This is a genomic window from Streptomyces sp. CHD11 (assembly GCF_018638295.1).
In the GTDB taxonomy this organism is placed as follows: Bacteria; Actinomycetota; Actinomycetes; order Streptomycetales; family Streptomycetaceae; genus Streptomyces.
Map to the genome: position 1 here is coordinate 374977 of NZ_JABTTS010000003.1, position 12081 is coordinate 387057.

11 protein-coding genes and 1 pseudogene are annotated in these 12081 nt (G+C 73.3%); 7 read left to right on the plus strand and 5 right to left on the minus strand.

The window, feature by feature from the left end; all coding sequences use genetic code 11:
* Nucleotide 1: 1 nt before the first annotated feature.
* Nucleotides 2-2827, plus strand: coding sequence for an NHLP bacteriocin export ABC transporter permease/ATPase subunit (locus HTV45_RS05265; RefSeq protein WP_215204399.1), 2826 nt, complete (start codon nucleotides 2-4; stop codon nucleotides 2825-2827).
* Nucleotides 2828-2831: 4 nt separating this feature from the next.
* Here the strand turns inward: HTV45_RS05265 and HTV45_RS05270 are convergent, their stop codons facing one another.
* Nucleotides 2832-3362, minus strand: a complete 531-nt coding sequence (locus HTV45_RS05270) for an SRPBCC family protein (protein WP_215204400.1) — start codon at nucleotides 3360-3362, stop codon at nucleotides 2832-2834.
* Nucleotides 3363-3367: 5 nt separating this feature from the next.
* A complete protein-coding gene (locus HTV45_RS05275) occupies nucleotides 3368-3706 on the minus strand; it encodes a helix-turn-helix transcriptional regulator (protein ID WP_215204401.1) in 339 nt (112 codons plus the stop codon).
* A gap of 118 nt (nucleotides 3707-3824) precedes the next feature.
* On the opposite strand from HTV45_RS05275, the gene HTV45_RS05280 reads away from it, so the two are divergent.
* Nucleotides 3825-4835: a Ppx/GppA family phosphatase gene (locus HTV45_RS05280; protein ID WP_215204402.1), complete on the plus strand. Its 1011-nt coding sequence runs from the start codon at nucleotides 3825-3827 to the stop codon at nucleotides 4833-4835.
* Between the two features lie 88 nt (nucleotides 4836-4923).
* On the opposite strand, the gene HTV45_RS05285 is transcribed toward HTV45_RS05280, so the two are convergent.
* Complete coding sequence (locus HTV45_RS05285) at nucleotides 4924-5532, minus strand: flavodoxin family protein (protein ID WP_215204403.1); 609 nt, start codon at nucleotides 5530-5532, stop codon at nucleotides 4924-4926.
* A gap of 79 nt (nucleotides 5533-5611) precedes the next feature.
* Between HTV45_RS05285 and HTV45_RS05290 the strand changes: the two genes are divergently transcribed.
* Genes HTV45_RS05290 through HTV45_RS05300 form a run of 3 tightly spaced genes read left to right on the plus strand, consistent with a single transcriptional unit; the run spans nucleotide 5612 to nucleotide 7479 of the window.
* Nucleotides 5612-6625: an iron-containing redox enzyme family protein gene (locus HTV45_RS05290; RefSeq protein WP_215204404.1), complete on the plus strand. Its 1014-nt coding sequence runs from the start codon at nucleotides 5612-5614 to the stop codon at nucleotides 6623-6625.
* A 46-nt stretch (nucleotides 6626-6671) separates the two neighbouring features.
* The gene (locus HTV45_RS05295; protein ID WP_215204483.1) at nucleotides 6672-7301 is read left to right on the plus strand and encodes a HemK2/MTQ2 family protein methyltransferase; all 630 of its coding nucleotides are present in this window, start codon (nucleotides 6672-6674) and stop codon (nucleotides 7299-7301) included.
* Entirely contained in the window at nucleotides 7282-7479 is a 198-nt protein-coding gene (locus tag HTV45_RS05300) for a CDGSH iron-sulfur domain-containing protein (protein WP_215204405.1), read from the plus strand. The genes HTV45_RS05295 and HTV45_RS05300 overlap by 20 nt, the downstream gene beginning before the upstream one ends.
* A 155-nt stretch (nucleotides 7480-7634) precedes the next feature.
* Here HTV45_RS05300 and HTV45_RS05305 read toward each other — a convergent pair whose 3' ends face one another.
* Complete coding sequence (locus tag HTV45_RS05305) at nucleotides 7635-8069, minus strand: subtilase-type protease inhibitor (RefSeq protein ID WP_215204406.1); 435 nt, start codon at nucleotides 8067-8069, stop codon at nucleotides 7635-7637.
* A gap of 322 nt (nucleotides 8070-8391) precedes the next feature.
* Here HTV45_RS05305 and HTV45_RS34015 point away from each other — a divergent pair.
* Both HTV45_RS34015 and HTV45_RS05310 read left to right on the plus strand, forming a co-directional pair.
* Nucleotides 8392-8944 (plus strand): annotated as a pseudogene (locus tag HTV45_RS34015) (hypothetical protein).
* 164 nt (nucleotides 8945-9108) lie between these two features.
* Nucleotides 9109-10278: a lactate 2-monooxygenase gene (locus HTV45_RS05310; protein ID WP_215204407.1), complete on the plus strand. Its 1170-nt coding sequence runs from the start codon at nucleotides 9109-9111 to the stop codon at nucleotides 10276-10278.
* Between the two features lie 146 nt (nucleotides 10279-10424).
* On the opposite strand, the gene HTV45_RS05315 is transcribed toward HTV45_RS05310, so the two are convergent.
* Nucleotides 10425-12071 carry an RICIN domain-containing protein gene (locus HTV45_RS05315; protein ID WP_215204408.1) on the minus strand — a complete coding sequence of 549 codons (1647 nt, stop codon included), beginning with the start codon at nucleotides 12069-12071 and terminating at the stop codon, nucleotides 10425-10427.
* Between the last annotated feature and the right edge of the window lie 10 nt (nucleotides 12072-12081).

A 12081-nucleotide genomic window follows, 5' to 3' on the forward strand; every position in this document is an offset into this window, starting at 1 on the left:
CATGACGGCGGTGCACGATACGGCGGGCGGCGATCTCGTCCTGGGCGCGCTCGGGTCGCTGGGCACGCCGGTCGACTGTTCCGGGTTCTCCCGGCTGGACCTGGAGGGGCCGCAGGTGTTGTGGCTGATCGCGTCCGGCGGCGTGGACCTGTTCGCGGTCGACGCCGGGCAGCGGGGGCAGTGGCACCATCTGGGCCGGCTGGAGGCGGGCTCGCTGGTGCCCGGCCCGGTGACCGGTCCGGCGCACACCCTGGTGGCGCGTCCGCTGCGGGACTGTGTGGTGCGCCGCATCGGGCTGCGGGAGCTGTACCAGCCGGCGAGCACCCAGACCTGGTCCTACGACGCGTACGGCAACCCGCAGTACGTACCGCCGACGACGAGCCCGCTGGAGTACGCCCTCGCGCTCGGCGTGGGACGGAGTCTGTCCGTCCTGTTCCAGGCGCCGCTGGCGACGGAGCGGGCCGCGGCGCCCACCGACGACGACGTGTTCTGGATGCAGGTTCCGCCGGGCAGTGTGCAGTACGGCTCGCTGTACGGTGCCGAGGCGGCGGCCGATCTGCTGATGGACCCCGCGCTGTGGCAGAGCATGGTCGACCAGCAGTACCGGCTGATGACCACGCTCGACCGGTGGATCGAGCAGCTGGAGCACACGCACGAGACGCGCACCGCCGAGGGCATCGCGGCCGGTGAGGCGGTCCGGGACCGGGCCGACCGGACGCTGCTCGCCGCGATCGGCGAACGGCCGGGCCGGCGCACCACCGCGGCCGACGCCGACGCCACGCACGCGGCCTGCGAGCTCGTGGCCCGGGCGGCGGGCATCACGCTGGCCGCGCCCGCGCGGTCCGGCACCGGCGCGGACCGGCTCGATCCGGTCGAGCGGATCGCCCTGGCCTCCCGGCTGCGTACCCGGGTCGTACGGCTGCACGACCGCTGGTGGCGGGAGGACGTCGGGCCGCTGGTGGGTCACCGGACGCTGTCGGGCGCGCCGGTGGCGCTGCTGTGGCGGCGCGGCGGCTACGTGGCGGTGCATCCCGCGACCGGTCGTGAGACACCGGTCGAGAGGGCGAACGCGGAGGAGTTCGAGCCCCGCGCGGTGATGTTCTACCGCCCGCTGCCCGAGCGGCGGCTGAGTCCGCTGCGGCTGCTGCGGTTCTGCATGTCGGGCACCCGGCGTGATCTGACGGGTCTGCTGCTGAGCGGTCTGGTGACGGTGGCGATCGGGGCGCTGGTGCCGCTCGCGACCGGCAAGGTGCTCGGCGAGTTCGTGCCGAAGGCGCAGACCGGGCTGATCGTGCAGGTGTGCCTCGCGGTCATGATGAGCAGTGTGGTGGCCGCCGCCTTCATGCTGCTGCAGAACCTCACCCTGCTGCGTCTCGAGGGCCGGGTGGAGGCCACGCTCCAGCCGGCCGTGTGGGACAGGCTGCTCCGGCTGCCGACCCGGTTCTTCACCGAGCGGTCCACCGGGGAGCTGGCCAGCGCCGCCATGGGCATCAGCGCGATCCGGCGGCTGCTGGCCGGGGTCGGGCCCACGGTGGCCCAGTCGGTCACCGTCGGTGCGATGAACCTGGGTCTGCTGCTCTGGTTCAGCGTGCCGATGGCGCTGGCCGCGATCGGGATGCTGGTCGTCATCGCGGGAGTGTTCCTGGGGCTCGGGCTGTGGCAGGTGCGCTGGCAGCGCCGCCTGGTGGTGCTCACCAACAAGCTGAACAACCAGGCCTTCCAGACCCTGCGCGGGCTGCCGAAGCTGCGTGTGGCGGCCGCGGAGAACTACGCGTACGCCGCGTGGGCGTCCCAGTTCGCCCGCAGCCGTGAGTTCCAGCAGCGAGCGGGCCGCGTCAAGAACCTGACGGCGGTGCTGGGCGCGGTCTATCTGCCGTTGTGCACCCTGCTGATGTTCATGCTGCTGGCGGGGCCGGCGCGCGGCTCGATGACGGCGGCGGAGTTCCTCACCTTCAACACGGCCGTGACGATGGTGCTGACCTCGGTCACCCAGCTCACCGGCGCGTTCGTCTCGGCGGTCGCGGCGCTGCCCCTGTTCGAGCAGATCAGGCCGGTCCTGGACGCCACGCCCGAGGTGCGCGCGGCGAGTACCCGGCCTGGCCCGCTGTCCGGGGCCGTCGAGGCGCGGCGGCTGTCCTTCCGCTACTCCGACGACGGACCGCTGGTCCTCGACGACGTGTCCGTCGACGTAACGCCGGGCGAGTTCGTGGCGGTCGTCGGCCCGAGCGGCAGCGGCAAGTCCACCCTGCTGCGGCTGCTGATCGGCTTCGACCGGCCGGTGTCGGGGAGTGTGCTGTACGACGGCCAGGACCTGGCGGCGCTCGATCAGTCGGCGGTGCGCCGGCAGTGCGGTGTGGTGCTCCAGCACGCGCAGCCCTTCACCGGGTCCGTTCTGGACGTGATCCGCGGGACCGGGCCGTACACGCCGGAGGAGGCCATGGCGGCCGCCGAGATGGCGGGGCTGGCCGAGGACATCCGGCGGATGCCGATGGGGCTGCACACCATCGTGTCCGGCAGCGGGGCGGTCTCCGGCGGTCAGCGGCAGCGGCTGATGATCGCCCAGGCGCTGATCCGCCGGCCGCGGATCCTCTTCTTCGACGAGGCGACCAGCGCCCTGGACAACGAGACCCAGCGCACGGTGATCGAGAGCACCAAGGCCCTGGAGGCGACCCGGATCGTCATCGCGCACCGGCTGTCGACGGTGCTGGACGCGGACCGGGTGGTGGTCATGGAAGCCGGCAAGGTGGTCCAGCAGGGCGCCCCGGCCGAACTGCTCGCCGACACCCGGGGCCGCCTGCACGAGCTGGTGCGCAGGCAGCTCGCCTGATCCGTCAGGCGTCCGCGCCCGGGTACGGCGCCCCGGAGGGCATCCCGGCCGCGACGTAGGCCTCGTACAGCCGCCGGGCGGGAGCCTCGGGGCCGGCGTGCGGTCCCTCGAAGCGTTCGCCGCGCGCCCGGGCGTCCAGCGCCGAGAGGCACACGTCCCATCCGGCGCTGTTGCGCGCGGCGGTGTTCTCGGCGCCCAGGACGTTGGTGAGGGTGAAGCGGGTGCGCTTGTCCGCCAGTTCCTCCAGGTCGAAGTGGATCTCGTCGTCCTCCCAGGTGAAGGACAGGTGGCGGGGCGGGTCGACGGCGATCACCCGGCCGCCGGAGTCCTCCAGCGCGGGGTCGCCGGTGAAGGTGACGGCGCCTTGGGGGCGCAGGTCGATCTCCGCGCGGGAGGGGAACCAGCGGGCCAGCTCGTCGGGGTCGGTGACGAACCGCCACACCCGGTCGACGGGGTGGCCGTACTCGCGGCTGAAGCGGACGGCCGGGCGTCCGTCGTCCAGGGTGAGGAAGGTGCCGGTGGGTTCGGCGGGCATGGGGATCAGTCCTCCGGTGTCGGTTCGGTGGCGTCCGGCCGCTCGTCCAGGCGACGGCCCAGCGCGTCGAGGCTCTCGCCCCACAGCTTCCGGTACGGCGCCAGCCAGGCGTCCAGGGCGGCCATGGGAGCGGGGTCCAGGGCGTGCACCCGTCGCTGCGCCTCCTGCCGTACGTGGACCAGGCCCGCCTCGCGGAGCACCTTGAGGTGCTTGGAGGCGCCCGGCTGGCTCAGGCCGCACTCCCGCGCGATCTCCCCCACCGGCCTCGGGCGTGCCAGCAGCAGGGCGACGATGGCCCGTCGACGGGGGTCGGCGAGGGCGGTCCACAGGTCGGCGGCGGGCATGTGACCAATATGCCTCTGTGGTTATATTCCTGTCAAGGAATACACGGCTCGTGGCGTGTCTTCGACGCACCGGGGGCGGCCCCCGTTGACCCGCGCGATAAACGGGTACCCACGGGCCATGCGGACCAGCGTGGTGGATGTGGGATCGAAGACCGTCAGACTCGTCGTGTCGGACACGGACGGCGGTGCGCCGCTGCCGGTGCACACCTCCAAGTGGAGGCTGAGGCTGTCCGAGCAGGTCACGCCGGGCGGACCGGTGCCGGAGCAGGCCGTGCGGGACCTGGTGGAGGCCGTGACCGAGGCGGACCGGACCGCCACGCGATGGGGTGCGTCGGGTCCGCTGGCGTTCGCGACGGCCGTGGTGCGCGGTGCTCCGAACCGGCTGGAGGTGCTGCGGACGGTACGGAATCGGACGGGCGTCGAGCTGTGCACCCTGCCGGGCGAGGTCGAGGCGGAACTCACCTTCCTCGCGGCGCGGCGCTGGATGGGCTGGCGCTGCGGACCGCTGGCGATGCTGGACATCGGCGGAGGATCGCTGGAGGTCGCCTTCGGACGCGGCAGGCTGCCCGACTTCGCGGCCTCGCTGCCGCTGGGCGCGGCCCGGCTGACCCATGAGCACTTCGAGGACGAGGACCCTCCCTCGCCGGAGCGGATACGGGCGCTGCGCCGACGGGTGCGCCATCAACTGCGTGATGTGGCGGCCCGGATCCGCTGGGAGGGGCCTCGCACGGCGGTCGCCACCTCCCGGACGTTCCAGCAGCTGGGGCGGCTGTGCGGGGCGGCGCCCGGACGGCACGGGCCGTTCGTGGAGCGCCGGCTCACCAGCGCCGATCTGCGGGTGGCGGTCGACCGGCTGGCCGCCCTGCCCGCCGCGGAGCGTGCGCGGCTGCCCGGCATCTCGGCGCCGCGCTCCGTGCAGAGCCTGGCGGGCGCGGTCGTGGCGCACACGGCGATGAAGCTGACCGGGCTGCGGACGGTGACGATCTGCCCGTGGGCGCTGCGGGAGGGTGTGCTGCTGCGCCACATCGAGGACGGTCCGGCCTGGTGGGCGGAGATCACCCGCCTCAACGAGAAGGAGGCGGCCGGCCCGGAACCCGTACCGCTGCGCGTCGCCGCCGCGCGCCACTGAAGCGGTTTCGGGCCACTGGTCGAGCGGGCCGAGGCGGCGAGCCGGCCGCACTCCGGCAGGGCTGGACGGGGCGCGGCCGGCCGGCCCGCTACCGCGGGGGCGGGCCGAGGGGGTGGGACTCCAGGGCGCGGGCCACGCCCAGCAGGTTGGCCGCCATGGCGCGGCCGGTCTTGCGGGACCAGTCGTGGCCGCTGCCGCCCTCGAGGAAGCTCGGTCCGGGACCGGGGCCCTGGTTCCAGTAGGTCCAGGCCTGGCCCGGGATGGTGTAGCCGATGTCCTGCAGAGCGCCGGTGATCTCGCTGATGACGTGGTGGGCGCCGTCCTCGTTGCCGGTGACGACCACGCCGGCGACCCGGTTGTAGGCGACCGGGCGGCCGTCGTCGTCGGTTTCGGCCATCATCCCGTCCATGCGTTCCAGGACGCGTTTGCTGACCGACGACGGTTGGCCGAGCCAGGTCGGGGTGGCGATGACCAGGATCTGCGAGGCGAGGAGTTCCTCGTGCACGGCCGGCCAGTCGTCACCCTCGTGCACGGCCTCGCTGACCACGCCCGGGGCGATGTCCAGGTCCACCGCGCGGACGACGTCGACCGCCACGCCCTCCGTCTCCAGCTGTTCGGTGACGGTCCGCAGCAGCGCCTCCGTGTTGGACGTCTCCGGTGACTTCTTGAGGGTGCAGTTGATCATGAGTGCCTTCATGCGGCATGAGGTACCCCGCCGGCCGCCCTCTGCCACACCGGCAGGGGTTTCCGTGCGCCGTCCGGGTACCCGGGGCCTCATGGAACACCCTCAGGACGAACCCCGGCTGCCCGCACCACGCGGCGCCGTGAGCCGCGCCGTACAGGACCGTCTGCGCGGCACCGGCCCGCTGCCCTGCGACGAGGACGTCGCGGCGGCCCCCGTGTACGGAGACGATCTCCAGCTCGCCCTGTACCTCTGCTACGAGCTGCACTACCGCGGCTTCGCGGACGTGGACCCGGACCTCGAATGGGACCCCGGGCTGCTGCGCACCCGCGCCGCCCTGGAGCGGCGCTTCCTCGCCGCTCTCCGCGCGGACGCACGGCGGCACGACACCGTCGAGGACGCCCTCGCCGGGATCCTGGTGGAACCCGTGGACGGCACGGGTGTCAGTCATTTCCTGCGCGACAAGGGCGAGCTGTGGCAGCTGCGCGAGTACGCCGCCCTGCGGTCGCTGTACCACCTCAAGGAGGCCGACCCGCACGCCTGGGTGCTGCCCCGGCTGCGGGGCCGGGCCAAGGCGGCGATGGCGGCCGTGGAGTTCGACGAGTACGGCGGCGGCCGGGCCGACCGGGTGCACGCCCGCCTCTTCGCCGACCTGATGGACGATCTGGGCCTGGACACGACGTACGGTGCCTATCTGGACGCGGCTCCCGCCGAGCTCCTCGTGACGGTGAACCTGATGTCGCTCTTCGGCCTGCACCGCTCCCTCAGGGGCGCTCTGGTGGGGCACTTCGCCACGGTCGAGATCACCTCATCGCCCGGTTCCCGGCGGCTCGCGGAGGCGATGCGGCGGACGGGCGCGGGGCCCGCCGCCGAGCACTTCTACGACGAACACGTGGAGGCGGACGCGGTACACGAACAGGTGGTGCGCCATGACGTCATCGGCGGTCTGCTGGAGGACGAGCCGCATCTCGCCGCGGACATCGCCTTCGGTGTGGACGCCACGGTGTTCACCGAGGACCTGCTCGGCGACCGGCTGCTCGCCGGCTGGCGGGCGGGCGAGTCGTGCCTGCGTACTCCCCTGCCACAGGAAGTCCCCCATACCTCCTGAGCACGGGGGTACTCGGCCGTCTGTGAAATCACTCGTACCCCCGGGCGTGTACGCCCCTCAGGAGGACACCGAACTGCTGGCCGGCGCCCTGGTCGAGGAGCCCGTCCAGCCAGGTGCCGACGTTCTCGACGTGGGAACCGGGTCCGGCGCGCTGGCGGTCGCCGCCGCGCGGCGCGGCACCCGGGTGACCGCGGTCGACGTGTCGTGGCGGGCTCTGTGCGCCACGCGGCTGAACGCCCTTCGCGCGGGCGTGCCCGTCCGGATCCGGCACGGGAACCTGTTCACTCCGGTGCGGGGACGGTCGTTCGACCTGATCCTCGCCAATCCCCCCTACGTCCCTGCACCCGGCGGCCGGGGCCTGCCGCGCGGGGCGGCCCGGGCCTGGGACGCGGGCGCCGACGGGCGGCTCGTCCTGGACCGGATCTGCCGGGAGGTTCCGGAGCTGCTGCGGCCCGGTGGTGTGCTGCTGCTGGTGCAGTCGGCGCTCAGCGGCCCCGAGCTGACCCTCGGCCTGCTGCGGGCGTCCGGGCTGAAGGCCGCGGTGACCCGGCGCCGGCGCATCGCCTTCGGTCCGGTGCTGCGGGACCGGGAACACTGGCTGCGGGAGCGCGGGCTGCTGCCTCCCACGGAGAACGAGGAAGAGCTGGTGGTGGTCCGTGCCGAACTCCCCGTCTGACACCCCCCGGCGCGTCACCGTGCGGCGCAAGGGGCCGCTGCTGCTGGAGGGTCCGGTGGAGGTGGAGCTGGAGGACGGCACGGTCGTGTCCTCCGACCGCTTCCTGGTGGCCCTGTGCACCTGTCGCCGCAGCCGCCGCTACCCCTGGTGCGACACCAGCCACCGCGACAGGGCCTGAGCCTCTCGCCGGCCCCGCACAGCCCGGAGGCCGGCGGGCGGCCCCACTCCGCCCGTCGGCCTCCTTGCGCGAGATCGCACGTTCCGCGTGGGGGCTCGCACTCTCCCCAGATCTGCGGGCCGCCGCGCGGTCACGGGAACCGTGCGATCCCGGTCTCAGAACGCGAAGACGCTCGAACCGTGAGCACTCATCACGCACGCGTTGGAGAAGACCCGCTCGTAGGAGACGCGCTGTCCCTGCCAGACGCCGTCGACCGTGACGAGCACGGGGTCGTACTGCTTGGTGCAGAAGACGCCTTCCCTCATCGTCAGCGCGTCGAGGTCGCCCTGGACGCCGTTCAGGTCCGCGCAGGCGGAGGCGGCTGCCGGGTGGCTGCCCGAGGGTCCGGGGGCGCAGGTCAGCGTGACCGCGCGTTCCGGCGTGACGGTCGCCGTGCTGTCGCCGTGGCCCACGGTGAGGACCAGGGCCGAGGGGGCGTAGAGCGCGGACGGGGCGTCTCCGGGAGCTGCCAGCGCGGCCCCTGCAAGGGGTGCGCAGACGGCTGCGGCCGTGAGGCCGATGACGGTGGCCCAGCGCGCGGTGTTCCGCATTGTGTGCATCCTTCCGCTTCGTTTCGTCGGGTCGCCGGCCCTGCTCGGTAGTGCCTGACCGACGTGCCGGAGTCTGCCGAGTCCGCGACGGAAACTCACATCGAGTGTGCAGATTCGGGTAACATTGCGTGTTGAAACAGTGGCGTGAAGTGACAGCATGCGAGCACCTCGACCCGCCAACCGGGCGGCCGTCGCAGGTGCGAAGTGGACAGTTGGCCGAATAACCGCCGCTCGTTAATAGGCCTGAATCATTCCGGTTCAGCTGCCCGCAGACCGTTCCCCGGCCCTCGTGCTCATGAGATTCGCGCGTCATGGTCATCACGTGATGACGAACGAGGAGCGGGATCAACTGCGGGGCTGACTTCGCGGGCCGGCTCCCCGACGACCTCTTCGGGGAACTGGCCCAACGCACGCCCGACCGCGGGGAGACCACCGTGATCGGCCGCGTCTCCGCCCTCCGGACGGCCGGGGAGGACTCGCCGGACGGCCGGGAGACGGCGGCCGAGGGCAGCGTCCAGGAGTTCCGGGAGCGCACCCGGGAGGACCGGATGGCGGTGGCCCGGGACGCCGGGCGCAGCTTCGGACCGGAGTCTCTCCCGGGGCGTGGAGTGCGACGGCCACCGCGCCCTGTCCGCCCATGCCGCCGCCCCGGTCGTGATCCGGCTGCGCCGGCCGGAGCGCCAGGTCCTGGACACGCTCGTCGCGGGCGGGGTGGCCCGCAGCCGCGGGAACACGCCGGCCCGGTGCGTACGTGGGGCGGCGCAGCGACACATGGCTCACCGGACTGCGGGAGTCGCCGGAGCGTGTCCGGCGGGTACGAACCGGGGCCGGACGCCGCGTCCGGTGAGAGCGAGTCCGGCGGGGACGGCGGCTGAACGGCCCTGCCGGCGCCGCCCGGCCCCGCCGCGGGAGCCGGACCACCCCCGCCCGCCGGGCGGCCGACGGCCGCCGAACCGTCGTCCCGCACGCTGGACGCGCCCCGCGCATACCGGCCAGTATGCGTCGGGACGGCACGGCTCGAGGAGACAGGGCGGGACGGATGACGAAGCACTGGGGCGATTTCCAGTACGAGATCTACCTGAACGGGATGACGGGCGCCGTGCCCCGGCTGCCGACCGATCTGACCCGGCTGGAGGAGCTGACCGAGCAGCGGCTCGGCCCGGGTCCGGTCGGGTACGTCGCCGGGAGCGCGGGGGACGGCGGCACCGCCCGCGCCAACCGGGCGGCGCTGGAGCGCCACCGGATCGTGCCGCGCATGCTGCGGGACGTGCACGAGCGTGATCTGTCGGTGGAGGTGCTGGGGCGCGCGCTGCCGGCGCCGCTGGCGCTGGCGCCGGTCGGGGTGCTGTCGATCATGCATCCGGACGCGGAATCGGGTGCCGCCCGGGCCGCCGCCGCGCAGGGTGTGCCGTTCGTTCTGTCCTCCGCGTCCAGCACCCCGATGGAGGACGTCGCGGAGGCGATGGGCGAGGCGGAGCGCTGGTTCCAGCTGTACTGGCCGAAGGACGTGGAGGTGGCCCGCAGCTTCCTGAACCGGGCGAAGGCCGCCGGGTTCTCCGCGCTCGTCGTCACCCTGGACACTCCTCTGCTGTCCTGGCGTCCGCGCGATCTGGACCAGGCGTATCTGCCGTTCCTGCGCGGGGTGGGCACAGCCAACTACTTCTCGGACCCGGCGTTCCGGGCGGGGCTGGCCAAGCCGGTGCACGAGGACCCCGACGCGGCGGTGATGCACTTCGTGGGCATGTTCGCCGATCCTGCCAAGACCTGGCCGGACCTGGCATTCCTGCGGGAGAACTGGGACGGCCCGATCGTCCTCAAGGGGGTGCTCCACCCCGACGACGCCCGGCTCGCGGCCGATGCCGGAATGGACGGTGTGGTGGTGTCCAACCACGGCGGCCGTCAGGTGGCCGGAGCGATCGGGGCGGCGGAGGCGCTGCCCCGGGTGGCGGCAGCCGTCGGCGACCGGCTCAGCGTGCTGTTCGACAGCGGGGTCCGCACCGGCGACGACGTCTTCAAGGCGCTCGCCCTCGGTGCGCGGGCGGTGCTGGTGGGACGCCCCTACGTCTACGGACTCGGCCTCGACGGGCAGGCCGGCGTGGAGCACGTCATCCGCTGTCTGCTCGCCGAACTGGACCTCACCCTCGCTCTCTCGGGTCACGCCACGCCGTCCACGGTCGGCCCCGACGCCCTCTGGGACCCCACCGCCTGACCCGGCGGCTCACCCGTACAACCGTTCCCTCACCCTGCCCTTGCCCTCGCGAAGACGGCGAGGGGACGGCCGGGGCCGCGGCGCTCACCGGGCGTACGGCCGGGCGGTGCCCCCGCGCAGAGGGCACCGTCCCTGCCGCGGGGATGTCACGCCAGGGGTTCGGGCAGCCTGGCGTGGCGGGCCGGCGGGACGTCCGTCCCCGTGATGGAGAAGGAGTCCGAGGCGGCGCGTACGGGTTCGGCCGCCCAGCGCTGGTTCACCGTCCGGTCGCGTACCTTGACGACGATGTCGGCGTTCGCGTCAGGGGTCGCGGGGGTGAGGGCCAGCTGCTCGTCCCAGCGGGGCAGCAGCTCGCCCTGGAAGGTGAGGTCGTAACGCACGTCGTCACGGCGGACGTCGTCGGCGTCGGCACAGGTGCCCAGGACGACGACACCGGCGTCCTTGTGCGAGTCCAGGCACAGACCGGGGTCTGCCACGCTGCGCAGCAGTCCGTCGTCCTCGTAGGTCCACTGCTGGGTCCATTGCGAGGTGCACCCCGCCAGCCGGGTGCCCGAACCGTCCTGCGGCACGCCCCGGGTGTCGAGGCACAGACCGGAGGCTATGTCACGCAACCGTGTGCGCCCGGGCGCACCTGGCAGGCCGGCGGCTCCGGGCGGTGACGCGGACGGCACGGCCGCGCGGCCACCCGCCGCGCCGGTGGCGCCCGTCGGGTCGGCGCCGCCGCCGTCCGGCGTCGAGGACCCGGCGATGAGGACACTCACCAGCACTCCCGCGGAGACCGCCCCGAGGCCGGTGAGCAGGGTCCGGGTGGAGCGCACCGGGTCCGGGAGCGCGATGCCGGTGAGACGGTCGGGGACGGGTATCCGGGACAGCAGACGGTATCGGCCGCCGCCGGATCCCCCGTCACCGCCACCGCGCCGGCGGCGGGCCGAACGTCTGCCGCTCCCGGCGCCGGCGGACGCGCGCCCCGGACGGGAGTCGAGATAGCGCCGGGCGCCCCACCCGAGCACCGCCTCGGCGAGCAGCGCGCCCAACCCGTCCTCGAAGTGACCCAGTTGCTCAGCCGCGTTCCGGCAGTAGCGGCACTCCACCAGATGCTGCCGCACGTCCGGCAGCAGCGCACCGCCCCGGCGGATGGGGACGTCGAGGAGACGGTTGTAGAAGCCGCAGTCCTTGGTCGGTGCCAGTTCCTGATGGGCAAGGACAAGATGCTGACGGAATTTGTCCCGTGCCTGTTCGAGTGCGCCCGACGCGATGTCCGGATCCATGCCCAGCAGACCGGCGGGTACGGAAATCGGCTCGGCCTCGACCTCGACATGCCAGAGCAAACAGCGCGCGAGTGCGGGCAGGGACCGGAATGCCCGCTGAGCGAGTGAGCGGTTTTCCGGAGTCATGGTCGTCGCCGTGCGCATGCCACGTCCGCCGGCCGGCTTCTGCAGCTCCGGCAGAACCCCGGCTATTCGGTCGTCGGCGGCCCACTCCCGGACCGTGTCACGCACTCCGACCAGCAGTACCGGCCGCAGCGCGACGGCTGATTCACCGGCGGCGACCCGGTCCAGGACGCGGTGCAGGGCGGCCGCGGTGACCATGCCGGCCGTCTGTCCCGACGAGGCGAGGCAGACGGCGGCGTAGTCCTGCATCGGCCGCCAGTGCCGAGCCGTCAGCAGTGCGACGGAGTGGGCGGCCTCGCCGGCCTGGCGGCCCCGCAACCGCGCGGCGAGGACCTCGTCGGATTCCCCGGGGTCCCCGCCCGGCGACGGACAGGGAGGTCGAGTGGGGTGGGGGGTGTGCACTGAGATGGTT

Bases quoted from the DNA above. Each gene is read 5' to 3' on its own strand.
- HTV45_RS05285 (WP_215204403.1), bottom strand. From the start codon at position 5,532: ATGAAGGCACTCATGATCAACTGCACCCTCAAGAAGTCACCGGAGACG.
- HTV45_RS05275 (WP_215204401.1), bottom strand. From the start codon at position 3,706: ATGCCCGCCGCCGACCTGTGGACCGCCCTCGCCGACCCCCGTCGACGG.
- HTV45_RS05270 (WP_215204400.1), bottom strand. From the start codon at position 3,362: ATGCCCGCCGAACCCACCGGCACCTTCCTCACCCTGGACGACGGACGC.
- HTV45_RS05305 (WP_215204406.1), bottom strand. From the start codon at position 8,069: ATGCGGAACACCGCGCGCTGGGCCACCGTCATCGGCCTCACGGCCGCA.
- HTV45_RS05290 (WP_215204404.1), top strand. From the start codon at position 5,612: ATGGAACACCCTCAGGACGAACCCCGGCTGCCCGCACCACGCGGCGCC.
- HTV45_RS05265 (WP_215204399.1), top strand. From the start codon at position 2: ATGACGGCGGTGCACGATACGGCGGGCGGCGATCTCGTCCTGGGCGCG.
- HTV45_RS05310 (WP_215204407.1), top strand. From the start codon at position 9,109: ATGACGAAGCACTGGGGCGATTTCCAGTACGAGATCTACCTGAACGGG.
- HTV45_RS05280 (WP_215204402.1), top strand. From the start codon at position 3,825: ATGCGGACCAGCGTGGTGGATGTGGGATCGAAGACCGTCAGACTCGTC.